The organism is Pannonibacter sp. SL95 (genome assembly GCF_026672425.1).
Taxonomy (GTDB): domain Bacteria; phylum Pseudomonadota; class Alphaproteobacteria; order Rhizobiales; family Stappiaceae; genus Pannonibacter.
In genome coordinates, this window is the sequence record NZ_JAPPRC010000005.1 from 23,432 (window position 1) to 47,452 (window position 24,021).

The following is a 24,021-nucleotide window of genomic DNA, read 5'->3' on the forward strand; positions in this document are numbered from 1 at the left end:
CACGGCGCAGACGGTAGACCCACAGCACGAAAGGATGATACGGAATGGCACTCGGCGGCAGGTCGCCCTTCAACGCCGCTTCGAGGTCATCCCATGTATGTATCAGCGTCCGCAAATGCCGCCGCAGGCGTTGCACATGAACTGCAAGACCTGCTTGCCAGAGAAGAGTTTCAACCCTTCCTGGCCCCTCTAGGGGCAGCAGGTTCAGCCGCCGCCGCGCAAGGTAGTCTTTACGCCACCTTTCGATCACAAGCCCCTCTTCTGAAAGAGGTTCTGGGTGCTCCGCCGCCCGGTCGAACGAAGCGTCTTGCCCGGCTGCCCCTTGAACAGCGGTTCTGGGTGATTGCGGCCGCGGCTGAAATGGCGTTTCAGGCTGCAGATGTCCTGGAGACACTGCACCGGACAGAGATCTGTCATCCGCTGAAACCGCGCGCGGACCTGATTGCAGCGGCATATGATGTGATGACAGCGCCGTTGCGCCGCAGGCATTACATGTGGCCGTTCCCGTGCCCCTTGCCGGGGGAAGATGAGTGAAGGTCATTTCCGTGATCTCCATTCCGCATCGCTTGCCGATATGAACCGGTCCAGCCGCTCGCGTGTCTCGATCGCCAGCTCCCGTTCGATCAGCGACCGGTACTTGCGGTCGACAACGAGGAACGGCGTATCGCTGAGCAGCTCGTTGAGCATTTCCGGACTGTTCAGGAGCTTCACCAGCGCAATCAGGCGGTAGGCGCCGATGTTGCTCTTGTCCCGGGCCTCCGAGGCCCAGGCATCCAGACTGTCCCGGCTGATGTCTTCGCCGAGATAGGCCGAAAGCTCTGCCGCGATCTCGTCGCGGCTCCGCCCGTCTTCCTTCATCGCCTCGGCAAGCACCCGGCAGACCTTGCCTGCCAGTGTCGCAGCCCGCACACGCTGTGCGTCAAACCGGGCCTCGACCTGCGGCGGCTCCCAGGACAGAAGATCCACTGTCAGCGTGTCTCTCCGTGCTTTGGCCATGGCTCAGCCGCGCCTCCGCTTGTTGCTAAACTGCGGAACATTTCCGTTAGCCATGTCTCGCGAATCGCAGTCAGCTAATCGGGCTCGGTCGCGGGGCCAGTGACAGCCGGCCCCGTGACCTGTCACATCCACGCAACCGACATACGCGGAGTGAATTCCGATGAAGACGTTCGAAAGCCACATGAAACTGTTTGGTGTGTCCGTCGACTTTCCCGGTCGGCCATATCCTGATGAACGGCAGTTCAGAAACGTCCGTGTCCGCGTCCAGCTGATCGACGATGCCGATCCGCAGAAGAACGATGGGACGCTGACAATCGAGTTCCGGATGCATATCGACGACGCAATGCCAGTAGTCGATGCGGAAAGGAACGCAATGGAAGTCGCGGCGCAGCACATGATCAAGGCGGGCGAAACGATCATTAAAAGTCCAGCCTCCGGGCTTCTGCGGCCGAAGACAGCCTCGCAGAGATTTGGGTGACCTGGAGCTGAAGGCGCGATAGCATCCTCATGATCTCATCGGTGTTGCACCCTCGACCGGCTTCGGACTGGCATGACCCTGCGCCCTGATCAGATCCCCACCCTAACCCAAACCATGTCTGAAGCTCTGAATGAGTTCCTTCAGGAGCACGGTCAGGCGCGGCATTGATCGAACCGGCTTCGAGGCGCTCCAGCTTCATCAAGAGGACCTCGACCCGCCGCCAGTCGGCGCTCGTCCGGATACCCAGTCCGTCAGAGATCTCGATATGCCTCCTCACGAAGGCAAGGGCTTTGGTGATGTCAGACATCTGCGCGCTCCACGGTCCATTGGGCACCGCCGATACCCCAGAGATTGAGGCCTCGCCCGGTATCGCGGGCGTCTTCCAGGCTGTCGAAAATCTGCGCATCGCCTGGCAGCAGCCCGCCGCGCGAAACCACGCGTTGGCAGGTCTGCCCCGTCTGGACATCCACAGCTTCGATTTGGTCCACGGCACCGGAAAAGTAGTAGCGCCGCCCCTGTTGGCTCACCTTGACAAGGCGGAAGCAGGCCCGGACCTCTGTCTGGCAAAGGGGCATCATCACGGCGCAATGCTTGTCAGCGATGGAAGGAGTGACTGACAGCTGGCCCATCATGCCGCCTCCGCCCTGTCAGCCGGAGCAACACGCTTCTGACTGGCGCCGGGTCCGTGTTTACGGATATCGTAGATTCGATGCGAGGTGATCGGATACCGGTCCGGCCAGAGTTCGGCTGGATCGGTTTCCAGGAAATCGGCAATGACGGCTTCGGCTTTGCGGACAGTCCGCGTCCAGACATGCCCGAACGAGTTGGGGCGCATGTCAGCGCGGCTGGCAAGCTCTGTCAGGGTCATGTTCTGACGCCTGATTTCGCCGAGAATAGAATGGCGGTCCCAGCCCTCCGGCGGGGGATTGTGCGGCTTGGCCATTGATGCCTCTCGATTTGAAAACGGCGCGCTGCAACGCGCCGTTTTCTGGGTACTGTGTGTGACTTTTCGGCGCGCTCTTGCGCCCCGATGAATAGGAGATAAACAGAATTTCTCTGCTTTGCAAGCAGGGAAATTCTGTTTTTGGCTATGGCAAGAAAGACGGTCTCAAAAACGCCTTTTGGGCAAAGGCTGACCCAAGTCAGAGAGGCGCTTGGCTTCAAGGAGCGTGCGACCTTCGCCCTGATGCTGCTGATGAACCCCGAAACGCTTGGTGGCTACGAGCGCGGAGACTCAGCCCCCGATTTGCAGTTCCTGGAGATGTATAAACAGAGATTTTCTGTTAATCTGAACTGGCTCTTTAGTGGGGACGGCGAAATGTTCAACGGAGCATCCTCGACGCTCGCTAGAAGTCCCGCCTACCAGATCGACAAGGAAGTCTTCAAACAGGTTGGACGCCTTGTCCTGCAGCTTCATAAAGAGGAGGGGATCAAGCTGCCTCCGGACGCTGTCCTGGAAGCACAATCGAATGCTTACAACGACCTGCTTGCCCGCGCCGAGGACCCAGCGGATAATGCCGAACTCATGAGCTTGTTGCCTTGGCTCGAAACACGGCTGCGCAAGGCCCTCAAGGCCGCTGTTTCAGAACCCGGCACCGGCAAACGTTTGGCCTGATTGTAGTTAGCCTCTCCACGCTACTTTTTGATGCACAATTACTGGTTAAGGCCGTCTTTCCATGCCCTTTTGAATTTAGTTTGGCGGTGCGGCTGTTACGATTGCGTGCAGCCTCGGATTGTCACAAAGGGGGCAATTGGCGTTCCAGTTTCGAATAATTGAATCTATCAAAAATGAGATTTATCCCACTGACTTCAAATATGTATTTTTAGTTTCCCCCCGGACCGGGAACTGGAACGGTGCCGTTCCAGTTCAATTGGCGGGCCGCAACCGTTTCCATTTAATGAACAATGCACTGGTGACCAGATGACGCACCGCTTCGAGCGGGAAAGACGGCGGAATTCAGCGCTTCTCGCGCCTCCGAGTGCGACCCAAGAGATGTTTGATGTGCACGTCTACTGCGCGAAAATGCGCAAAAACTGGCGCCCAATTGCGCGGTTTTCGCCGCTCCGTGTGCAAAAACCCCTAAAAGCCGCAAGTCAAGAAATCAATTGTGAAATCAGTGTTTTAGGTCGGATTTGAGGGTGCCTTGATTTGTGCAATATGACAGGTCCCCCCACACATGCCTGCCGGCGCAGTGCTGTCGTAAATGCCAAGGGTCGGGGACCTGTTTCTAGTTTCGGCAAAACGCAAATTTAACGATCCCACGCATCTCGCGCGGACGATTAAAACTGTCTCGATCTGTTTAGGAATCGATAAGAAACAGCTCACGTAGGGTCACGCCTCTCGTCCCAAGACGGACGTATTGTGTCAACAGACCGGGTGTGACCATGGCGGATCCGAATTCTTCCAAGGAATGGTACAAGACGAAGATTTCTCTGGATCTGCTGAAAGGCGAGTACAAGGGACTTGGCATTTCCGTCGGCGTTTTTGACGATGGGATCGAGAAGACGCATGCGGACCTTGCGGGCAACTACAATGCGGCCAAGGAATTCAAATATGGCGGCGTGACGTTCAACCCGCAAAGTGGTCCAGGCTATCAGGCCCATGGCACGGCCGTGTCGGGGATCATCGCTGCGGTTGAAGACAACGGGATCGGCGGATCGGGCATCGCCAGCAAGGCTCAGATCACCGGAGTCGATATCCTCGGCAATGCCCAGACCTACTTCATCGAAGCCATCCGCTACATGTCCGCGTTCGATGTCACGTCGAACAGCTGGAACTGGTCGGCAAAATACGCCGATTCCGTTGGCTCAAGCTTGGGCGTCCAGTTTCAGGGCGCTCTGAAGTTCTCGGCCGACACCGGCCGGGGAGGCCTTGGCACGGTGATGGCGGTTGCTGCCGGCAATGATTGGGCAACGGACCGGCGCGACGCCAACTATTCCGAATTCAGCGCGGCCCGCTACACGATCACCGTCGGCGCCTACTCGGATCAGGGCAGCCGTTCCTTCTACAGCAACACCGGCTCAAACCTCCTGGTGTCGGCGCCTTCCAATGGCGGCCTTGCCGGGATCACCACGACGGACGAGACTGGCTATGCCGGCTATTCCGCTGGCAACACGACCGACAGCTTCGGTGGCACCTCTGCGGCCACGCCCATCGTCAGCGGTGTCGTCACCTTGATGCTGGGCGCAAACAAGGCACTCGGCTGGCGCGATGTGCAGGAAATCCTCGCCATTACCGCCGATGTCCAGTCCGGCGGCTTTGAGGAAAATCGCGGCGGGCTGACGACGAACCAGACCGACCTTTGGGCGGTCAATGGCGCGCGTAATGTCAATGGCGGCGGCATGGCCTTCTCCAATGACGCGGGCTTCGGCATGGTCGATGCCTATGAAGCCGTGCGCCTTGCGGAAATCTGGAGCCTGTTTGGACCGGCCAAGACAAGCGCCAACGAGGTGACCCAGCGCGTTGCTGATACGACAGTGAAGGCCATCCCGAACGGCACTGGCGCTGCAGCCGAATACAAGCTGTCGGTGACGCAGGCGATCGACATCGACTATGTCTCGCTGACCCTGACGCTGACCCATGGCAATGTCGAGGACATCAAGGTCGAACTGGTCTCGCCGGACGGCACGCAAAGCTTGCTCCTCACAGTTGGTTCGTCCTCGGCGGTCAACGGATTTTCCGGCAAGGCCTGGATGTTCGGTTCGAACGAATTCAAGGGCGAGCTGTCGGCCGGTGTCTGGACCGTCCGCATCACCGACACGCGGGCCAACGGCTATTCCGGCAGTGTCAGCAATGCGACGCTGGACGTCTATGGCGACGCGTCGAGCATCAATAATGTCTATCACTTCACCGATGACTTCCAGCGCATGCTGGCCCTGGAGCCGAGCCGCTCGGTCATCCGCGACAGCAATGGCGGCACGGACTGGCTGAACTTTGCCGCCATCCGCGGCGGCGTCGACATCGATCTTGCCGCGCTGAAGGCGTCGATGACCGGCGTGGCAGCGCTGACGATTGCTGCTGGCACCGTGATCGAGAATGTCGTCGCCGGCGATGGCAATGACACGCTGCGCGGTAACGAGATCGCGAACCATCTGCTCGGCATGCGTGGCAATGACAGCCTGTTCGGCAATGCTGGCCAGGATCGCCTGGTCGGTGGGGCAGGTGATGACTTCATCGACGGCGGCGCTGATGCCGACACGGTTGTCTTCAGCGGCAAGCGTTCGGACTACACCATCCTCAAGAATGCCGATGGCAGCCTCACGGTGACCGACAAGCGCGCCAATGCCGACGGCATCGACAAGGTCCTCAACGTCGAGACCTTCGCCTTTGCCGATGCCTCGATTGCCGCGTCGGCGCTGGTTCTGGACGGCAGTTCCAAGGGAATCCAGGGCACGGAAGGCAATGACACCCTGAACGGCACCATCGCTGACGACGTGATTGCGGCTCTCGGCGGCAACGACACGATCAACGGGTCAGCCGGAAAGGACACGATCGATGGCGGAGCGGGCATCGACACGGTCACCTATTCCGCTTCAACGGCTGGTGTCACCGTCGATCTGGCAACGGGCAAAGGGCTTGTCGGCTTCGCTGAAGGGGATCTTCTGACCAACGTTGAGTCGCTCACCGGAGCCTTGTCCTACGCCAACACGCTTAAGGGCAACTCCGGAGCAAACACGCTGACGGGCGGCAACGGGGACGACCTGCTTGCAGGCCGCGAGGGCGCTGACACGCTCAATGGAAGCGGCGGCGTCGATACGGCGGACTACAGCGAGTCCAATGCCGGCATCACCGTGAACCTGAACCTCACCACCGGCCAAAGCGGGGGACACGCGCAAGGCGACGTGCTTCTCGGCATCGAGAACATCACCGGGTCGGCGCATGCGGATACGCTGACGGGCAACTCGGCTGCCAACGTGCTGATTGGCGGCGGCGGCAATGATACGCTGATCGGCGCAGCCGGTGCCGACACGCTCGACGGCGGGCTGGGGGTTGATACCGCGAGCTACACGGCGTCGACAGCTGCCATCAATATTGACCTGGCCCGAGCGACGCAGACTGGCGGCGATGCTCAGGGCGACAGGCTGATTTCGATTGAAAACTTGGCAGGTTCTGTTCACGCAGACACGCTTGCCGGAGACGGCGCTGCGAACACACTGGACGGCGGCGCGGGCAACGACATCCTGCGCGGCAATGCCGGCCAGGACCGGCTTGTCGGCGGGGCAGGCAACGACACGATCGACGGCGGTGCCGACAGTGACAGCGTCGTCTACAGCGGCAAGCGCGCTGACTATGCCATCGTCAAGAACAGCGATGGCAGCATCACCGTTACGGACAAGCGGGCCAATGCGGACGGTGTCGACAAGGTCACCAACGTTGAAACCTTCGTCTTCGCCGACAAGAGTTTTGCCACCGTTTCGCTCACTTTCGACGTGCTGGACAAGACCATCCGTGGCACCGAGGGCAACGACACTCTGAGCGGCACCACCGGTGACGATGTCATCGCCGCCGCCGGCGGCAATGACACGATCAACGGATCGGCCGGCAAGGATACGATTGACGGCGGGGCAGGGACCGATACCGTCAGCTACGCGGCCTCTACCGCTGGTGTTTCGGTCGATCTCGTTACTGGCAAGGGCATCGGTGGCTTTGCTGATGGCGATGTCCTGACCAATGTGGAATCGGTCACCGGTGCGTCAGCCTACAACAGCACATTGCGGGGTAATTCCGGCGTCAACGTCCTGATCGGCGGTAATGCCAATGATCTGCTTGCCGGCCGCGAAGGGGCCGACACGCTGAATGGGGCAGGCGGCATCGACATGGCCGATTACAGCGAATCCAATGGCGCCGTGGTCGTGAACCTGGCCCTGACAACGGGTCAGACTGGCGGCCATGCGCAGGGAGACGTGCTTGTCGCGATCGAAAACGTCGCTGGCTCGGCCTTCGCAGACACACTCACCGGTGATGCCAATGCGAACACGCTATTAGGCGGGGCTGGCAATGACATTCTGGTTGGTGGGCGGGGCAACGACCGGCTCGACGGCGGCGCCGGGTCCGACACGGCCGTCTACAGCGGACGATATGCGGATTACCGGATCACCCTCAACTCGGATGGCAGCCGGACGATCACGGACCTGCGCTCGGGTGGGCCTGACGGCTCGGACACGGTGCTTGGCATTGAGACGCTGCGGTTTGCCGACGGGCTGCTGTTGATCGGCGCTGTGGCTACGGCAACGGGAACGACAGCCACCGCAGCCAGTTCCTCAACAGTGTTCGAGGTTTCCGGAGGTTCGGGGCATGACAGTTTCCTTGGCACTGCCGGCAATGATCTCATCAATGGCGGCGCTGGCAATGACATGTTCTACGGCAGTGCTGGCACGGATGTTTTCGTTGGCGGCGATGGCTGGGATATCGTCAACTATTCTGCCTCCTCAGTGGCTGTAGACATCAACCTGACGCGTGCGTCCCAGCTCGGCGGAGATGCCGCTGGCGACATGCTCGTCAGCATCGAAGCGGTCTATGGCTCGAACCACAACGACGTCATCCGGGGCGGCTCGGGCAACACCGTGTTCGGCGGCAACGGAAATGACACGCTCTACGATGGAACGGGAAGCGACAGCTTCTACGGCGACGGTGGCGATGATCATTTCGTCTGGGGCGGTGGAAAGACCAACTTCTTCGACGGTGGTTCTGGCACCGATACGCTCAATCTTGGTCTGATGGCGCGTGGCGTGACGGTCAACCTGACCACCCGGCAGGCCAGCAACGGCGTCGATACGGCCACGCTCTACAACTTCGAGCGCGTCATCGGCAGCAACCTCGCCGATACGATCACTGGTTCTGCCGGCGCGGACCGTTTGACCGGTGCCAAAGGCAATGACACGTTGACCGGTGGGGCGGGCGCTGACGTGTTCGTGTTCAATGCCGGCGACGGAACGGACAAGATCACGGACTTTGTCCGCGGGCAGGACAAGCTCGAGTTTACCGGCGACATTGCCGCTTCCAACATCACCATGGTTAAGTCTGGCAGCGACATGCTTGTACGCTACAGTGGTGGAGAGATCCGTCTGGTTGGCATATCAGCGCTAGCGTCGAACGACTTCGTTTACAGCTGAGGAGGACCGCGAATGCGGCGGCTGTGTCTTGCGAGTGTGGCTGCGCTGATGTTGACCACCGGAGCCGTCGCAAACCCGCTCGACGGCACTTACCGGATCCAGCAACTGGCGGGCCAGCCTGTCGATTGGGCTGGCTTCCTGCAGGTCGAGGGCTCCCGTGTCACCCTCCAGTCGCCTTGCAATTCCTATGCAGCTACGTGGCGGGCGGACGGCACGGGCCGCCTCACGCCGGACATGCCGATGATCGGCACCCAGGCGGTCTGCGCCAGCCCGGAATTATCCTCCGCAGACGCCACCCTGCGCCAGGTTGCCTCTCGAGCAGAGTGGCTTGCGCACCGGGACGGATGGGTGAGATTGCAGCTAAGTGATGGCACGATCTTGATCGAGGCGATCCGCTAGCTCTACAGGTGCCGCCAAAATCGGCTGGAACACCGCAGTTTTTGCACCCTTGGCAAAAACTGCGCATCAATTCGATTTCAAATATTTTCGAAATGTGTAGTGTTTGCTTTAGTCGGGAAGACGGCGGCGGCTCGCAGGGACTCCAAACCGCTTTGTGCCGGAAACCGGACGTAAAGGAAGATGTGACAGGATCTTGCATCACGCATTCCTGACACGCCGGGTGCCCCGGCAGACTGGTTGAGGACATGTCGGACGTTTCAGCTGATCACGCCACGTTAGGTGCCGAGTTCGACTTCCTGAAAGGTCATATCGCCGCGACCATGACCCTCATTCATGCGTTGATTGACCAGGGGGCTGTTGATCGCGTGGCGCTTGACCGGTTTTTTGCCGGCTTCATCGATCAACTTCCGCATACACGCCAGACGGTTGCCTTGCGTGCGGTGATCGAACAATGGCGGCAGGGTCTGGTCGATGGCCATGACGTGCCACAGCTCAACCGCCGTGTCTTCGAACTGGTCAAGGGCGGTCTCAAGGGCGACGCCTGACCGCCGTCCCTGCGTGCCGCTCCCTTATCTGTGACAGGTCGACACCTTTTGCTTTCCCTGTTGGCTCGCTAAAAGGGACCGATGGACCGTTGGCGTTGCGCCGCCGGTCAGGCCTGCATGAGGGACCACCAATCGATGATCCAGGAAGTCACACTCCTTGGTGCCGTTTTCGCCGGCCTCCTGTCGTTCGTCTCCCCTTGCGTGCTGCCACTGGTTCCCCCCTATCTTGGCTTTCTGGCCGGAACGAGCCTGGAGGATGTCGCCGAGGGGCGTGCCGCCTCTGACGCCAGCCGGCGGGTGTTCTACACCTCCATCGCCTTCGTTGCGGGGTTCTCGACGGTTTTCGTTGCCCTTGGCGCAAGCGCGTCGCTGATCGGTCAGGCCATTTCGCAGTACATCAATGTCCTGGGCACGCTGGCCGGCATCATCATCATCGTCATGGGCCTTCATTTTCTAGGCCTGTTCCGCATCGGGCTGCTCTATCGCGAGGCCCGTGTCCAGGTTGAGCGCAAGCCGGCCGGACTGCCTGGCGCCTATGTGCTCGGCCTTGCCTTTGCCTTCGGCTGGACGCCCTGCGTCGGGCCGATCCTGGCAGCGATCCTGTTTGTTGCCGGCGCAGAAAGCACGGCAGGGCAGGGCGCGATCCTGCTGACAGCCTATGCGCTGGGGCTTGGAGTGCCATTCCTGGGGGCAGCCCTGTTTGCCGGGCCGTTCCTGCGCTTCATGTCCCGCTTCCGCCGCCACCTCGGCCGTGTCGAGCAGGCCATGGGTGTGGTCATGATCGTGACCGGGATCCTGTTCCTTGGGGGCTGGATGCAGCAGGCATCGTTCTGGCTCCTGGAAACATTCCCGATCTTCAGCCAGATCGGCTGAACTTACTGATCGTCCAGCGGTTCGCCGACGAAGAAGGTCGGGCGGCAGGCGGACGTTCCGTCTTCGCTGAGCCGAAGACAGGCGACGGCCGCAAGCGCGGCATTGGCGAAGGGGCCGGCCAGAAGCCTGATGCCATCCGCACCTTCGACTGGAGCGGTCAGGGCCCTCAGGTCTGCCATGCGATCCTTGTGGGCATCGCGAAACCCGATCCAGGCCGCATCGGCCTCTGCGCGGCTGGCATAGCGTCCGATCTCGATGGCAAAATCACTGCGGCCGATCGTGGCGCTGGACCCGAGCGTCCGGCCGGACGGGTCTACCGGGCGGATCACCATGGCTTCAGCGAGGTCTCGGGTGATGGCTGGCGGGGTCACTTCCGTAGTCGGGATCGATCCGGTCGCCACGGGCTCGGCCGGTGTCGCCTTTGGCAGTTCCACGACCCGGACCGGGGCAGCCGGAGCACGGACCTGCGGCACAACCTCTGCCGTCATGGCTTCCGGGTTGCTGCGAGGCTGCTCCGGTGCGCGTGAGGCCATCGGCTGGGCTTGGGCGGATGTTTCCGGAGCCGGCATGGTTTCCACCGGCGCCGGCCGCGGCTGGGGCACAGTCGCGGTCCTGGCAGTTGCTGCCGGGTTGGATTGGGTAGAGGCCTGCGGCTCGGCGGGTTTTGGAGATCCGGGTTTCGGCACACGCGTTTCATCGCCCTGAACCGGCATTGCGGCCTTTTCGAGCGCAGCCAACCGTTCCGACTGGACGCGGTTCTGTTCTGACAGCATTTCGGCCCGGCGGCGCAGGGCGACCAGCTCCCGGCGCAACGTGTCGACCTGCGCTTCCATGAGGCGCATGGCTTCCGCGTTTGCCATTCCGCCAGCCGACGGCATCAGGCCCATGCTGACGGTCTCGTCATCCGCAACGATGCTGCCGGTGGGGCCAACGCCTTCTGCACCCGTCGCGGGAAGGGGAAGGCCAGCATAGGCGCGGGCGTTGCGCTCGATATCGGGACTTGGGGAAAAACGGACCGCCGAGACACCGACGATGCCGAACAGCACAGCGGCAAAGGACCAGCCGGCCAATAGATAACGGGACCGGAGCAGGGCTGCTCCGGACTCCGACATCCCGGCGTCCTTCTGACGGCTGCGCACGGCGGTTCTGTCCTGCCCCTGAAACGAATCTGGTTCTCGTTGCTGCCATCACACAGCAATTATGGTTAACGAACAAGAAACCCGAACTGACGCATGGATGTGTAGGCTATTGACCTGTGGATCGCCGCATGAAACCCCTCTTGCGTGCCGGCGCACAGATCGAAACAGTGCCGGCCTGAACAGACGCCGTGCGGGCGATGTCCCGGACAAGGCGCAAGCGCCGACCGAGTGAAGAGGTAAGCTGATGTCCGATCGTACCCTGCAGGCAATCGTTCTGGCCGCCGGGCTTGGCACACGGATGCGGTCCGCCGCCCCGAAGGTCATGCATGAGATCGGCAATCTGCCAATGGTCGGGCATGTGCTGAAGCGCGTGCAGCGCTACGACGGGGCAGGGATCGCCGTTGTCGTCGGGCCGCAGATGCCGGAGCTGGTCAAGCTGGTCGGCAAGCTGGCTCCGGGAGCGAGCTGCCATGAACAGGTCGACCGCCTTGGCACCGCCCATGCCGTGCTGGCTGCACGCGATGTTCTCAAGGAACCGAAGGACGACGTGCTGGTCCTCTTCGGCGATACGCCGCTTGTCAGCGACGCCGCCGTTGACCGGGTCCGGGGCGGACTGGCTTCTGGGGCTGATGTGGTCGTGCTGGGCTTTGAGGCCGTCAATCCGTTCGGCTACGGCCGTCTGGTGATGAAGGGCGACGCGCTCCTCGCCATTCGCGAGGAGAAGGACGCAACCGAGGCCGAGCGGGCGATCACCTTCTGCAATTCCGGCATCATGGGCTTTCGCGGCGCCATCGCGCTTGAGCTGATCTCGGCTATCGGCAACACCAATGCCAAGGGCGAATTTTACCTGACGGACGCGGCCGAGCTCGCCAATGCGCGCGGCCTCAAGGTCATCGCCGTTTCGGCCAGCGAGGACGATGTGCGCGGTATCAACAACCGCGCGCAACTGGCTGAATGTGAAGCAATTTTCCAGAACCGGATGCGGCAGGACGTCATGCTGTCCGGAGTGACGCTGCAGGCACCGGAGACCGTGTTCTTCTCGCATGACACGGTGCTGGGCGTTGATGTCACGGTTGAGCCGAATGTGGTGTTCGGGCCGGGTGTCACGGTCGAGGCAGGGGCGCGGATCCGGGCCTTCAGCCATCTGGAGGGGGCCCATGTGGGGGCCGGATCGCTCATCGGTCCCTATGCGCGCCTGCGGCCCGGCGCAGACCTTGCCGCCGACACGCATGTGGGCAATTTCGTCGAGATCAAGAACGCCAAGGTCGGGGCAGGGGCCAAGGTCAATCACCTCAGCTACATCGGCGATGCCAGCATTGGCGCGCGCTCCAACATCGGCGCGGGCACCATCACCTGCAACTATGACGGCTATGGCAAGTACAAGACCGAGATCGGCGAGGGCTGCTTCATCGGCTCCAACAGTACGCTGGTGGCGCCGATCCAGATTGGCGATGGCGCCTATATCGCGGCTGGCAGCACGGTCACTGAAGCCGTGCCGGTGGATGCGCTGGCCATCGGCCGGGCACATCAGTCGGTGAAGCCCGAGCGCGCGAAAGAGTTGAGGGCAAGGTTCGCAGCGCGCAAGGCGGAAAAGTCGTGACTGGGCATTTCCCTGTCACGGTCTGAAATAAGGTTTTATTTCAATCCGCCGGCCTGCGTCGTCTAAGGGAGGCAGGCGAGTTTCATTACAAGGGATGGATGGACATGTGCGGCATCATCGGGATTGTCGGGAAGTCGGGCGTTGCGCCGCAGCTTGTGGACGCGCTGAAGCGCCTTGAGTACCGCGGCTATGATTCCGCCGGTGTCGCCACGCTGGAGGCAGGCGTCCTCACCCGGCGCCGGGCCAGCGGAAAGCTGCGCAACCTCGAAGCGGTACTGGACGGCAGCCCGCTCGGTGGGGCCATTGGCATCGGACACACCCGCTGGGCCACCCACGGTGCGCCGACCGTCACAAACGCCCATCCGCACCAGAGTGGCCGCGTCTGCGTTGTCCACAACGGCATCATTGAGAACTATCTCGCGCTGCGCGCCGAGGCCGTTGCTGCCGGCCTGTCGCCGGTGACCGATACGGACACGGAAGTGGTCGCGCTTCTGACCGACCTTGAACTGCGCTCCGGCAAGAGCCCGGCGGACGCGGTTGCCGCCGTTCTGCCGCGCCTCAAGGGCGCGTTCTCGCTGGTGTTCCTGTTCGAGGGCGAGGACGATCTCCTGATCGGTGCCCGCAAGGGCTCGCCGCTTGCCGTCGGCCACGGCGAGGGCGAGATGTTCCTCGGCTCCGATGCCATTGCCCTGTCCCCCTTCACCGACCGGATTACCTATCTCGAGGAAGGCGATTGGGCCGTCATCAGCCGCAAGGGCTGCAGCATCCGCGACAGCGCAAACCGCGAAGTCGTTCGGCCGGAAAGCCGCTCCAGCGTCGGCGCGGCCATGATGGACAAGGGCAATTACCGCCACTACATGGCCAAGGAGATCCACGAGCAGCCGGAGGTCATCGGCCACACGCTGTCGCGCTATCTGGATCTGGCCAACCACCGCGCCAAGCTGCCGGAAGGCGCGAGCGCAGATTTCTCCAAGCTGACGCGTCTTGTCATGTCGGCCTGCGGCACGGCCTATTACGCCGGTCTCGTTGGCAAATACTGGTTCGAGAAATACGCGCGCCTGCCGGTCGAGATCGATGTCGCGTCCGAATTTCGCTACCGCGAACTGCCCGTCAATGCGGGCGAGATGGCGCTGTTCATCTCGCAGTCCGGCGAGACGGCAGACACGCTGGCCTCGCTGCGCTACTGCAAGGCGCAAGGCCTGACGATTGGTGCCGTGGTCAACGTGCCGGAATCGACCATCGCCCGGGAATCCGACGTGGTGTTCCAGACCATCGCTGGTCCGGAAATTGGCGTTGCCTCCACCAAGGCCTTCACCTGCCAGCTGGCGGTGCTGGCCTCTCTCGCCATTCTGGCCGGTCGCCAGCGCGGCGTGCTTTCCGAAGCCCAGGAAGCCGAACTGGTCAAGGCGCTGGCCGAGGCGCCGGGTCTGGCCCTGACCGCGCTGGCGCTGGAGCCGCGCATCGAGAAGCTCGCCCCCAGCCTGTCGCGGGCCTCGGATGTGCTCTATCTCGGCCGCAGCACCAATTACCCGCTCGCCCTGGAAGGCGCGCTGAAGCTCAAGGAACTGTCCTACATCCACGCCGAAGGCTATGCGGCCGGAGAGCTGAAGCATGGACCGATCGCGCTGATCGACGAGAACCTGCCGGTGATCGTGATCGCGCCGCATGACAGCGTCTACGAGAAAACCGTGTCGAACATGCAGGAAGTGGCCGCACGCGGCGGGCGCATCCTGTTGATCACCGACGCGCAGGGCGCCGAGGCCTCGGGTCTCACCGACAAGGACCGTGTGATCATGCCGGCCGTCGCCGATATCGTCGCACCGATCGTCTATTCGATCCCGATCCAGTTGATTGCCTATCACACGGCCGTCTTCATGGGCACGGATGTGGACCAGCCGCGCAATCTCGCCAAGTCGGTGACGGTGGAATGAGCCTGATCTTCGAGACTGTCATCGACACGTTCACCGAAGGCGACCGGCACCGGGTCGTGCGCCTTTGGACCGACTGCGGTCTGACGCGGCCCTGGAACGATCCGGACAAGGACATCGACCGCAAGATGGCCGACAGCCCCTGGGGCTTTCTTGTGCTGCGCCAGGGCAATGGTATCATCGGGTCCGCCATGCTGGGCTATGACGGCCATCGCGGCTCGCTGTACTATCTCTGCGTTCACCCGGACCATCAGGGGCAGGGCCACGCCCGCCGCCTGATGGATCATTGTGAAGCGCTGCTCAAGGCCCGTGGCTGCCCCAAGCTCAACCTGCTGGTTCGCAGTTCCAACCTTCCGGTGAAGGCGTTCTACGACCGTATTGGCTATGCGCAGGACGACGTGATCTCGCTTGGCAAGCGACTGATATCGGACGATTGATTCCGGTGCGATCCGGCACGCGCAAGATCAGGCCTGTGGCCGCGATGGCCGCGTCAGGACATAGGCAGCGCATCCGATCATGATGCCTGCCACGATCAGCGCCAGCACGAGCCCGGCTCCGCTTGTGGCCAGAAACACCCCATACCCGATTGCCATGCCACCGAGGGCGAAAGCCTTGGCGCGCGGCGGGATCACGCCGTGATCGCGCCAGGCGATCACCTGCGGCCCGACGACAGGATGGGCAAGGATCCGGGCTTCGAGCTCCGGTGAGGAGCGGGCGAACATGGCGGCGGCGAGGATGAAGAAAATCGTCGAGGGGAGCAGCGGCAGCACTGCACCGACAAGGCCGGTGGCGACAAAGGCCAGGCCCGCGAGCTTGTAGGCGGTCCGTCGCACGTGCTGGGCTCCACTGGGCGGCAGGTCTGGGAGGGACGCCGCCGGTTCAGACCGCTGCGATGCAGCGGTTTCCTGTTGGCATAGCCGATTTGCTCCGCGCTGTCCAAAGCGCCGCAGCCCCGGCGACAAATTGCATCATGGTGCGGAAATCTGTAAGCTAATAAAATACTTTAACTACGTCAGAATATCATTACAAAACAATTATTTGTGTAAAAATTCTAATGTAAAAAATTATCCTGCGCGAAGCAGGCGGATGGCCTCGTCGCGGCTGAACAGGTAGAGCAGCGTCCGCAAGGCCGGACCACGCGGGCCCTTCAGTTCGGGGTCCATTTCCAGGATGAGCCTTGCGTCGTCGCGGGCGATTTCCATCAGGTCGGTGCGGGCATCGCCGCGTGCCAGACGGAACCCGGGGGCACCGGACTGGCGCGTGCCGAGGATTTCTCCCTCGCCGCGCAGGCGCAGGTCTTCCTCGGCGATGACGAAGCCGTCGTTGGTCTCGCGCATCACGGCAAGGCGCGCCGCCGAGGTCTCGCCCAGCGGTCCCTTGTAGAGCAGCACGCAGGAGGACGGCTTGTCGCCGCGCCCGACCCGGCCGCGCAGCTGGTGCAGCTGGGCAAGGCCAAACCGCTCGGCGTGCTCGATGACGATGATCGTGGCATCGGGCACATCAACGCCAACTTCGATGACAGTGGTGGCCACCAGCACCCGGGCATGGCCCTCCTTGAAGGCCATCATTGCCGTGTCCTTGTCCTCGCCGCTCATCCGGCCGTGAACGAGGGCGACCGGAACTTTCAGCTCCTGGGAGAGGTGACGATGCCGGTCCTCGACGGCGGCAAGGTCGATTTTTTCGCTCTCCTCGACAAGCGGGCAGACCCAGTAGACCTTCTGGCCTTCGGCGACAGCCGCCTTGATGCGGGAGACCATCTCGCCCATCCGGTCGAGCGAGACCGAGACCGTGGTGATCGGCTTGCGCCCCTTCGGCTTGTCGGTCAGGCGGGAGACGTCCATGTCGCCGAAATAGGTCAGAACCAGCGTGCGCGGGATCGGTGTTGCGGTCATCACCAGCACGTCGACGCCCTTGCCCTTGGAGGAGAGCGCCAAGCGCTGATGCACACCGAAGCGGTGCTGCTCGTCGACCACGGCAATGCCGAGGTTTGAAAACTCGACCGCGCCCTGGAACAGAGCGTGGGTGCCGACGGCAAGATCGATTTCGCCATTCGACAGCGCTGCCTGGGTCTCGCGCCGTTGCTTCGGCGTGTCCCGTCCGGTCAGGAGCGCAATCCGGATGCCGGCAGCCTCGCACAGTGGCGCCATCGAGGCAAAATGCTGGCGCGCGAGAATTTCGGTCGGTGCCATCATCGCCGCCTGCGCGCCCGACTCGATCACGGCGGCCATGGCGAGCAGGCCGACGATGGTCTTGCCGGCGCCGACGTCTCCCTGCAGCAGGCGGAGCATGCGCTGCGGGCTGCGCAGATCGGCCTCGATCTCGGCCACCGCCTGGGCCTGGCCGCCGGTCAGCTGATAGGGCAGGGCCGCGAGGATGCGGGCCTTCAGCTCACCGGTCGTCATGCGCGGTTCGCCATCCAGCTTGCGCATGGTCGCGCGGACGAGCGCGAGCGCCAGCTGGTTGGCGAGATACTCGTCATAGGCAAGGCGCGACAGGGCCGGGGAGGCGGGGTCAAGATCGCGCGCGCCTTCCGGCCGGTGCACACGCTTCAGAGCTTCATCGAAATCAGGCCAGGACTGGCGGGCGCGGAACTCCGGATCGAGCCAGTCCGGAAACACCGGCAGACGATCCAGCGCGCCGGCGATGCCTTTCAGCAAGGTGCGCTGTGCAAGCCCTGCGGTCATCGGATAGACCGGCTCGATGGCCGGCATGGTCTCGGCTTCTTCCGGCGTCAGCACGTAGTCCGGATGGACCATCTGCGGCCGCTCGGAGAACCACTCGACCTTGCCGGAAATGATCCTCCGGCCGCCCACTGGCAACACCTTTTCCAGCCAGTCCTGCCGCGGATGGAAGAACACCAGCGCAATGCTTCCGGTCGCATCCGCGGCAATCACCTTGTAAGGCGCCCGGCTGCCGCGCGGGGTGGGCATATGGCGTTCGACGCGCACGTCCAGGGTCACCGTGTCGCCGTTCTCGGAATAGGCAATCCCTGGACGACGGCTCCGGTCGATGACGGCATGGGGCAGGTGAAAGGCAAGGTCCAGCACGGTGGCCGCCCGTCCCGGTGCTGTCCCCAGCAGCGTTTCCAGCAGCTTGGCGATCTTCGGCCCGATGCCGGGCAGCACCGAGACAGGAGCAAACAGGGGATCGAGCAGGGACGGGCGCATGGGCGAGGATCTGTCTTCAGTCGGTCGCGATGGGTCAGACCAGCGTTCTGCACCCTTTGCCGCAGCCTTGCAACGCGGGAAGGCCAGTCCGGTCCACCCGTCCAAGCCGTACCTCCGGCAATCAGTCAAGTGTTCGGGACTGACTTCTCGCTGGCGCGGCGCTATAAGCCCTCAGACATTCTCCGCTCCGGCATGCAACCCGCATCCGGCGCCAGCTCGATTCGTCAGGATCCGCCATGACCGACAGCTCCAACGCTCCCGCCGACCCCTCCGGCGACGGTGAACTCGACACCCGCCGCAAGCGCATCCTGTTCCGCACCTTGCATCGGGGCATGAAGGAAATGGACATGCTGCTCGGCGGCTTCACCAAGGCCGAGATCGCGCGGCTGAGCGAGGCGGAGCTGGACGAGCTGGAAGAGATCATTCCGATCAACGATCAGGACCTCTACGCCTGGATCACGGGCCGCAAGCCTCTGCCGGAGGAATGGAACCGGCCGCTGTTCCGCAAGATGCTGGCCTTCCACAACATCACTCTGCGCTGATCCAGACAAAACCGCCCGGGAACCCAAGCCGTGTTCGAGACGCTCTTCCGCGACCGCGCCAACATCACCCTTGCCAGCGTTCCGGACGGAGCCGAGGCACTGGCGCTCGCGCGCATCCTGGGGCAGGCGCCGAAGGACGGGCTGGCTGCCGTCTTTGTCGCGCGGGACGCCGGCCGGGCGCAGGGCGTCATCGAGGCACTGAGCTATTTTGCGCCGCATGTCGAGGCGCTGTCCCTGCCGGCCTGGGACTGCCTTCCCTATGACCGCGTCTCGCCGAACCCGGCGATCAGCGCCCGCCGGCTGCTTGTGCTGGGGCAACTGGCGCGGGGCATTCCAACTGGGTCTGGCCAGAAGGTGCTGGTGACAACGGTCAACGCCGCGCTGCAGCGCCTGCCCGAGCGGGCCTGGGTCGCTGCCCAGACCTTTTCCATGGCACCAGGCAACCGCATCGACCTGACGAAGATTGCCGCCTGGCTGGAACTCAACGGCTTCTCGCGCACGCCAACCGTCCGGGAGACTGGCGAATACGCGGTGCGCGGCGGCATCATCGATCTCTATGCGCCAGGTGCAGAAGATCCGGTCCGGCTGGATTTCTTTGGCGACACGCTGGAATCGATCCGCGCCTTTGATACCGAGAGCCAGCGCACGACCAAGCAGCTGAAGCGGCTGGAGCTGGTGCCGATGAGCGAGGTGGTGCTGAGCGAGGAGGCGATCTCGCGCTTCCGCCGCAACTATCTCGCCCGCTTCGGCGCGGCCCGGCGCGAGGATGTCCTGTATCAGTCTGTCAGCGACGGCCGCCGCTATGCCGGCATGGAGCACTGGCTGCCGCTGTTCCACGAACACCTCGAAACGCTGTTCGACTATATCGGCGACGCACCGGTCGTGCTTGATGGCATGTCGGGCGATGCCATCCGCGAGCGCCTCGACCAGATCACCGAGCATCACGCTGCGCGCAAGGATGCGCTTGAAAACGGTCACTTGGCCGGCGCGGTGCCCTACATGCCCGTGGAGCCGCAGGCGCTTTACCCGGTCGGGACGGAATGGACCGTCCGGCTTGCCGACAGTGCCAGCTGCCAGATCGATCCCTTCACGCCGCCGCCGGGGTCTGGCCGGACGGTGATCGACTTCGGCGGCCGTCAGGGCCGCAGCTTTGCCGCCGAGCGCGCGGCGGGCGACGTCAACATCTTCGACGCGCTGGTGAAACACGTCCGGGCGCTGCACAAGGACCAGCGCCGGGTGGTCATCGCCTGCTGGAGCGAGGGCTCGCGCGACCGTCTCGGCCAGATCCTCGGCGATCACGGGCTGGACCTGCCGATGCCGGCCGAACGGGTGGCCGATCTGGACGCCTTGCCGCCGCGCGCCACGGCGCTCAGCATTCTCGGCCTCGAGCAGGGCTTCGAGGTCGACCGGCTGGTTTTCATCTCCGAGCAGGACATCCTGGGCGACCGTCTGGTGCGCAAGGGCCGGCGCAAGGCCAAGGGTGCCAATGTCCTGACCGAGGCAACCAGCCTCTCGGAAGGCGACCTCGTCGTCCACGTCGACCACGGCATCGGCCGCTTCATCGGCCTCAAGACCATCGAGGCGCTCGGCGCGCCGCATGACTGTCTGGAGCTGCAGTATCAGGGCGGCGACAAGCTTTACCTGCCGGTCGAGAACATCGAGCTGCTGACGCGCTTCGGCTCGGAAGACACCGACGTCATGCTCGACAAGCTGGGCGGTGGGGCCTGGCAGGCGCGCAAGGCGCGGATGAAGAAGCGGATCCTCGAGATCGCCGACGGCTTGATCAAGACCGCCGCTGCCCGTGCGCTGAAGACCGCGCCGGTGGTTGAGGTGCCGGAAGGGGTCTACGATGAATTCTCGACCCGTTTCCCCTACGAGGAGACGGAAGACCAGCTGACCGCCATCGATGCGGTGTTCCAGGATCTGGCGGCTGGCCGGCCGATGGACCGGCTGGTCTGTGGCGACGTCGGTTTCGGCAAAACGGAAGTGGCGCTGCGCGCCGCTTTTGTTGCCGCCATGTCGGGGCGCCAGGTTGCCGTGGTGGTCCCGACAACGCTGCTGGCGCGCCAGCACTATCGCACCTTTGCCACCCGCTTCCATGGCCTGCCGATCAATGTCGCCCATGCCTCACGCCTCGTCAGCCCGAAAGAGCTGTCGGCGGCCAAGAAGGGCGTCGAGGACGGTTCCGTCGATATCGTCGTCGGCACCCATGCCCTGCTGGGCGCCGGCGTCAAGTTCCGCGACCTTGGCCTGCTCATCATCGACGAGGAGCAGCATTTCGGCGTCAAGCACAAGGAACGGCTGAAGGAACTGAAGTCGGACGTGCATGTGCTGACCCTGTCGGCAACGCCGATCCCGCGCACGTTGCAGCAGGCATTGACGGGCCTGCGCGAACTGTCGCTCATCGCCACGCCGCCGGTGGACCGGCTTGCCGTGCGCACCTTCGTCTCGCCCTTTGATCCGCTGGTCGTGCGCGAGGCCTTGCTGCGTGAGCATTATCGCGGCGGCCAGAGCTTCTATGTCTGCCCGCGCGTTTCGGATCTCGCCGAACAGGCAGAGTTCCTGGCCGCCAGCGTGCCGGAAGTGAAGGTCGCCACAGCCCATGGCCAGATGGCGCCCGGTCAGCTCGAGGACGTGATGAACGCCTTCTATGAGGGCAAGTATGACGTGCTGCTGTCGACGACAATCGTCGAATCAGGTCTCGACATCCCGACCGCCAACACGCTGATCGTGCACCGGGCCGACATGTTCGGCCTTGCCCAGATGTACCAGCTGCGCGGCCGCGTTGGCCGGTCGAAGACCCGGGCCTATGCGCTCTTCACCGTTCCGGCCAACAAGCCGATGACGGCAACCGCCGAACGGCGGCTCAAGGTGTTGCAGTCTCTGGAGAATCTGGGCGCCGGCTTCCAGCTCGCCAGCCACGACCTCGACATTCGCGGGGCCGGCAATCTGCTGGGCGAGGAACAGTCCGGCCACATCAAGGAAGTCGGCTACGAACTCTATCAGCAGATGCTGGAAGAGGCGGTTGCCCAGCTCAAGGATGGCGGCGACGAGATCGGCGAGGACCAGTGGTCGCCGCAGATCAATGTCGGCACGCCCGTGCTGATTCCCGAAAGCTATGTTCCGGACCTGCAGCTGCGCCTGTCGCTGTACCGCCGCCTGGCGGATCTGACGGAAGCCCAGGAGATCGATGCCTTCGGCGCGGAGATGATCGACCGGTTCGGCCCGCTGCCGGAAGAGGTCGGGCATCTGCTGAAGATCGTCTACATCAAGGGCCTCTGCCGCAAGGCGAATGTGGAGAAGGTTGATTCGGGGCCGAAGGGCATCGTCATCACGTTCCGTGGCCAGCAATTCGCCAATCCGGCGGGGCTTGTCGCCTATATTGCGGAGCAGGGCTCGCTCGCAAAGATCAGGCCGGACCAGAAGGTCGTGCTGTCGCGCGACTGGGACAAGGCGGACGACCGGCTGAAGGGCACGGCAACCATCATGTCAAAGCTTGCAAGGCTGGCAGCTCCGGCCAAGGCAGCGTGAGAAAGGGCGGCGCATCCGCCTTGCTCCAGTCTGATTTCAAAGGCTTTTCCCGCGGCATTCATATCGCGTGAAAGGAACTGTTAAGGCCAATCCGGCACATTGGACTCACAAGGCCCAATGTCCCGTGTAGGTCGTACCGCGTGTCTGCCACCACCCGCCAACGCAAGAAGTCAATTCACCGCCGCTTCGTGATCCCGGTCGCTGCGAGCGCTGTGCTGGCCTATTTCGCCTTTCACGCCGTGAACGGGGAATTCGGTACGGCCGGCCGTGAACGGATCGAGCAGCAGGTTGCTGCGCTCGAGGCGGAACTGCGCGTGCTGACGGCCGAACGAGAACACATCGCCACCCGTGTCAGCTTGCTGCGGCCGGAGAGCCTCGACCCGGATATGGTCGACGAGCGCGCCCGCGCTAATCTCAATGTTGTTCATGTCAACGAACTCGCCATCCTGCGCCCCGCAGGCGCCGGACAGAGATAACCGAAAAGCGGTTCATTTTAACTAATGAACCGAATTTTGGTTTATTCAAAATTTCCATTCAGAAACACATCGTTGTCATGTTTTTTCGCCAAGAGTTGCACCTCTTGGATTGACAAGGATCGCGGGTTACCTTCCGCTTGCTTTCCTAGGGGAAACGTCACGTAGAGACGAGGGTCATGGCCGTAACGAACAAGTCTTCCGCCGGTGCGCGCGCGAAAGGCGCCACCCGGTCCAGCGGCGCCGCCAACCCGGCCGCGCCCGCCATTGCAGAGTTCTCCAAAGAAGACGAACTCCACGCTTACCGCGAAATGCTTCTGATCCGCCGCTTCGAGGAGAAGGCGGGACAGCTCTATGGCATGGGCCTCATCGGCGGCTTCTGCCACCTCTACATTGGTCAGGAAGCTGTCGTCGTCGGCATGCAGATGGCCAAGAAGGACGGTGACCAGATGATCACCGGCTACCGCGACCACGGCCACATGCTGGCCATGGACCTTGACCCGAAGGGCGTCATGGCGGAGCTCACCGGGCGTCGGGGCGGCCTGTCGAAGGGCAAGGGCGGCTCGATGCACATGTTCTCCAAGGAGAAGCACTTCTACGGCGGCCACGGCATCGTCGGCGCGCAGGTCGCGCTCGGCACCGGCATCGGCTTTGCCAACAAGTATTCCGGCAACGGCAACGTCTCGATGGCCTTCTTCGGCGACGGCGCGTCCAACCAGGGCCAGGTCTACGAGAGCTTCAACATGGCCGAGCTGTGGAAGCTGCCGGTCATTTATGTGATTGAAAACAACAAGTACGGCATGGGCACCAGCGTCGAGCGCGCCTCCGCTATGACCGACCTGTCCCAGCGCGGCCTGTCCTTCGGCATCCCGGGCGAGCAGGTTGACGGCATGGACGTGCGCGCCGTGAAGGCTGCCTCCGACCGGGCACTGGCCTGGTGCCGCGAAGGCAAGGGCCCGTACATCCTGGAAATGATCACTTATCGTTATCGTGGTCACTCCATGTCCGACCCGGCGAAGTATCGCTCCAAGGACGAAGTGCAGAAGATGCGCACCGAGCACGACCCGATCGAGCAGGTCCGCGTGCGTCTGATGGAAAGCGGCTGGGCCACGGATGACGACCTCAAGGCGATCGACCGCGATGTGCGCGCGATCGTCGCCGAGGCGGCCGAATTCGCCCAGAACGATCCGGAGCCGGATGTGTCCGAGCTCTACACCGACATTCTGCTCTAAGGCCG

Annotated in this window: 20 protein-coding genes; 14 read left to right on the forward strand and 6 right to left on the reverse strand. The window is 62.8% G+C overall.

Annotated features, from left to right (window positions below):
- The first annotated feature begins 93 nt into the window (after positions 1-93).
- Complete coding sequence (locus OVA12_RS15170) at positions 94-534, forward strand: hypothetical protein (RefSeq protein WP_268133604.1); 441 nt, start codon at positions 94-96, stop codon at positions 532-534.
- 3 nt (positions 535-537) lie between these two features.
- Here OVA12_RS15170 and OVA12_RS15175 read toward each other — a convergent pair whose 3' ends face one another.
- Entirely contained in the window at positions 538-996 is a 459-nt protein-coding gene (locus tag OVA12_RS15175) for a hypothetical protein (RefSeq protein ID WP_268133603.1), read from the reverse strand.
- 160 nt (positions 997-1,156) lie between these two features.
- Here OVA12_RS15175 and OVA12_RS15180 point away from each other — a divergent pair, with 160 nt between their 5' ends.
- On the forward strand, positions 1,157-1,474 hold the full coding sequence (locus OVA12_RS15180; protein WP_268133602.1) for a hypothetical protein: 318 nt from the start codon (positions 1,157-1,159) through the stop codon (positions 1,472-1,474).
- A 299-nt stretch (positions 1,475-1,773) separates the two neighbouring features.
- On the opposite strand, the gene OVA12_RS15185 is transcribed toward OVA12_RS15180, so the two are convergent.
- Positions 1,774-2,106, reverse strand: coding sequence for a hypothetical protein (locus OVA12_RS15185; protein WP_268133601.1), 333 nt, complete (start codon positions 2,104-2,106; stop codon positions 1,774-1,776).
- Positions 2,103-2,417 (reverse strand): helix-turn-helix domain-containing protein, encoded by a 315-nt coding sequence (locus OVA12_RS15190; RefSeq protein ID WP_268137118.1) that lies wholly within the window; start codon positions 2,415-2,417, stop codon positions 2,103-2,105. The genes OVA12_RS15185 and OVA12_RS15190 overlap by 4 nt, the downstream gene beginning before the upstream one ends.
- A 147-nt stretch (positions 2,418-2,564) precedes the next feature.
- Here OVA12_RS15190 and OVA12_RS15195 point away from each other — a divergent pair, with 147 nt between their 5' ends.
- The 5 genes from OVA12_RS15195 (at position 2,565) to OVA12_RS15215 (ending at position 10,404) form a co-directional block, all read left to right on the forward strand.
- Positions 2,565-3,089, forward strand: a complete 525-nt coding sequence (locus OVA12_RS15195) for a helix-turn-helix domain-containing protein (protein WP_268138770.1) — start codon at positions 2,565-2,567, stop codon at positions 3,087-3,089.
- A 770-nt stretch (positions 3,090-3,859) separates the two neighbouring features.
- Positions 3,860-8,587 carry a S8 family serine peptidase gene (locus OVA12_RS15200; RefSeq protein ID WP_268138772.1) on the forward strand — a complete coding sequence of 1,576 codons (4,728 nt, stop codon included), beginning with the start codon at positions 3,860-3,862 and terminating at the stop codon, positions 8,585-8,587.
- Between the two features lie 12 nt (positions 8,588-8,599).
- Positions 8,600-8,986 carry an META domain-containing protein gene (locus tag OVA12_RS15205; protein ID WP_268138774.1) on the forward strand — a complete coding sequence of 129 codons (387 nt, stop codon included), beginning with the start codon at positions 8,600-8,602 and terminating at the stop codon, positions 8,984-8,986.
- Positions 8,987-9,231: 245 nt separating this feature from the next.
- Positions 9,232-9,531, forward strand: coding sequence for a hypothetical protein (locus OVA12_RS15210; protein ID WP_268138776.1), 300 nt, complete (start codon positions 9,232-9,234; stop codon positions 9,529-9,531).
- Positions 9,532-9,666: 135 nt separating this feature from the next.
- Positions 9,667-10,404, forward strand: a complete 738-nt coding sequence (locus OVA12_RS15215; RefSeq protein WP_268138778.1) for a cytochrome c biogenesis CcdA family protein — start codon at positions 9,667-9,669, stop codon at positions 10,402-10,404.
- Between the two features lie 2 nt (positions 10,405-10,406).
- Here the strand turns inward: OVA12_RS15215 and OVA12_RS15220 are convergent, their stop codons facing one another.
- Positions 10,407-11,516, reverse strand: a complete 1,110-nt coding sequence (locus OVA12_RS15220) for an SPOR domain-containing protein (protein WP_268138780.1) — start codon at positions 11,514-11,516, stop codon at positions 10,407-10,409.
- A 271-nt stretch (positions 11,517-11,787) separates the two neighbouring features.
- Here OVA12_RS15220 and glmU point away from each other — a divergent pair, with 271 nt between their 5' ends.
- From glmU to OVA12_RS15235, 3 genes are all read left to right on the forward strand, one after another.
- Entirely contained in the window at positions 11,788-13,143 is a 1,356-nt protein-coding gene (glmU, locus tag OVA12_RS15225; RefSeq protein WP_268138782.1) for a bifunctional UDP-N-acetylglucosamine diphosphorylase/glucosamine-1-phosphate N-acetyltransferase GlmU, read from the forward strand.
- A 104-nt stretch (positions 13,144-13,247) separates the two neighbouring features.
- Complete coding sequence (gene glmS / locus OVA12_RS15230; RefSeq protein ID WP_268138784.1) at positions 13,248-15,074, forward strand: glutamine--fructose-6-phosphate transaminase (isomerizing); 1,827 nt, start codon at positions 13,248-13,250, stop codon at positions 15,072-15,074.
- A complete protein-coding gene (locus tag OVA12_RS15235) occupies positions 15,071-15,508 on the forward strand; it encodes a GNAT family acetyltransferase (RefSeq protein ID WP_268138786.1) in 438 nt (145 codons plus the stop codon). Before glmS ends, OVA12_RS15235 begins: the two co-directional genes overlap by 4 nt.
- A gap of 27 nt (positions 15,509-15,535) precedes the next feature.
- Here OVA12_RS15235 and OVA12_RS15240 read toward each other — a convergent pair whose 3' ends face one another.
- Positions 15,536-15,904, reverse strand: coding sequence for a YbaN family protein (locus OVA12_RS15240; RefSeq protein ID WP_268138788.1), 369 nt, complete (start codon positions 15,902-15,904; stop codon positions 15,536-15,538).
- A 231-nt stretch (positions 15,905-16,135) separates the two neighbouring features.
- A complete protein-coding gene (gene recG / locus OVA12_RS15245) occupies positions 16,136-18,238 on the reverse strand; it encodes an ATP-dependent DNA helicase RecG (RefSeq protein WP_268138790.1) in 2,103 nt (700 codons plus the stop codon).
- A gap of 236 nt (positions 18,239-18,474) precedes the next feature.
- On the opposite strand from recG, the gene OVA12_RS15250 reads away from it, so the two are divergent.
- The 4 genes from OVA12_RS15250 to pdhA all read left to right on the forward strand — a co-directional run bounded on the left by OVA12_RS15250 (position 18,475) and on the right by pdhA (position 24,016).
- Positions 18,475-18,780 (forward strand): FAD assembly factor SdhE, encoded by a 306-nt coding sequence (locus tag OVA12_RS15250; RefSeq protein WP_106754133.1) that lies wholly within the window; start codon positions 18,475-18,477, stop codon positions 18,778-18,780.
- A gap of 30 nt (positions 18,781-18,810) precedes the next feature.
- Positions 18,811-22,311 carry a transcription-repair coupling factor gene (mfd, locus tag OVA12_RS15255; protein WP_268138792.1) on the forward strand — a complete coding sequence of 1,167 codons (3,501 nt, stop codon included), beginning with the start codon at positions 18,811-18,813 and terminating at the stop codon, positions 22,309-22,311.
- A gap of 140 nt (positions 22,312-22,451) precedes the next feature.
- Complete coding sequence (locus OVA12_RS15260; protein WP_268138794.1) at positions 22,452-22,787, forward strand: FtsB family cell division protein; 336 nt, start codon at positions 22,452-22,454, stop codon at positions 22,785-22,787.
- A 176-nt stretch (positions 22,788-22,963) separates the two neighbouring features.
- On the forward strand, positions 22,964-24,016 hold the full coding sequence (pdhA, locus tag OVA12_RS15265; protein ID WP_268138796.1) for a pyruvate dehydrogenase (acetyl-transferring) E1 component subunit alpha: 1,053 nt from the start codon (positions 22,964-22,966) through the stop codon (positions 24,014-24,016).
- Positions 24,017-24,021: the final 5 nt, after the last annotated feature.

What these genes read in the sequence shown, in the direction of transcription:
- glmU (WP_268138782.1), top strand. Translation starts at nt 11,788, where the DNA reads ATGTCCGATCGTACCCTGCAGGCAATCGTTCTGGCCGCCGGGCTTGGC.
- glmS (WP_268138784.1), top strand. Translation starts at nt 13,248, where the DNA reads ATGTGCGGCATCATCGGGATTGTCGGGAAGTCGGGCGTTGCGCCGCAG.
- OVA12_RS15210 (WP_268138776.1), top strand. Translation starts at nt 9,232, where the DNA reads ATGTCGGACGTTTCAGCTGATCACGCCACGTTAGGTGCCGAGTTCGAC.
- OVA12_RS15250 (WP_106754133.1), top strand. Translation starts at nt 18,475, where the DNA reads ATGACCGACAGCTCCAACGCTCCCGCCGACCCCTCCGGCGACGGTGAA.
- OVA12_RS15235 (WP_268138786.1), top strand. Translation starts at nt 15,071, where the DNA reads ATGAGCCTGATCTTCGAGACTGTCATCGACACGTTCACCGAAGGCGAC.
- OVA12_RS15185 (WP_268133601.1), bottom strand. Translation starts at nt 2,106, where the DNA reads ATGATGGGCCAGCTGTCAGTCACTCCTTCCATCGCTGACAAGCATTGC.
- OVA12_RS15190 (WP_268137118.1), bottom strand. Translation starts at nt 2,417, where the DNA reads ATGGCCAAGCCGCACAATCCCCCGCCGGAGGGCTGGGACCGCCATTCT.
- OVA12_RS15170 (WP_268133604.1), top strand. Translation starts at nt 94, where the DNA reads ATGTATGTATCAGCGTCCGCAAATGCCGCCGCAGGCGTTGCACATGAA.
- OVA12_RS15215 (WP_268138778.1), top strand. Translation starts at nt 9,667, where the DNA reads ATGATCCAGGAAGTCACACTCCTTGGTGCCGTTTTCGCCGGCCTCCTG.
- OVA12_RS15180 (WP_268133602.1), top strand. Translation starts at nt 1,157, where the DNA reads ATGAAGACGTTCGAAAGCCACATGAAACTGTTTGGTGTGTCCGTCGAC.
- OVA12_RS15175 (WP_268133603.1), bottom strand. Translation starts at nt 996, where the DNA reads ATGGCCAAAGCACGGAGAGACACGCTGACAGTGGATCTTCTGTCCTGG.
- recG (WP_268138790.1), bottom strand. Translation starts at nt 18,238, where the DNA reads ATGCGCCCGTCCCTGCTCGATCCCCTGTTTGCTCCTGTCTCGGTGCTG.
- OVA12_RS15195 (WP_268138770.1), top strand. Translation starts at nt 2,565, where the DNA reads ATGGCAAGAAAGACGGTCTCAAAAACGCCTTTTGGGCAAAGGCTGACC.
- OVA12_RS15220 (WP_268138780.1), bottom strand. Translation starts at nt 11,516, where the DNA reads ATGTCGGAGTCCGGAGCAGCCCTGCTCCGGTCCCGTTATCTATTGGCC.
- OVA12_RS15200 (WP_268138772.1), top strand. Translation starts at nt 3,860, where the DNA reads ATGGCGGATCCGAATTCTTCCAAGGAATGGTACAAGACGAAGATTTCT.
- pdhA (WP_268138796.1), top strand. Translation starts at nt 22,964, where the DNA reads ATGGCCGTAACGAACAAGTCTTCCGCCGGTGCGCGCGCGAAAGGCGCC.
- OVA12_RS15205 (WP_268138774.1), top strand. Translation starts at nt 8,600, where the DNA reads ATGCGGCGGCTGTGTCTTGCGAGTGTGGCTGCGCTGATGTTGACCACC.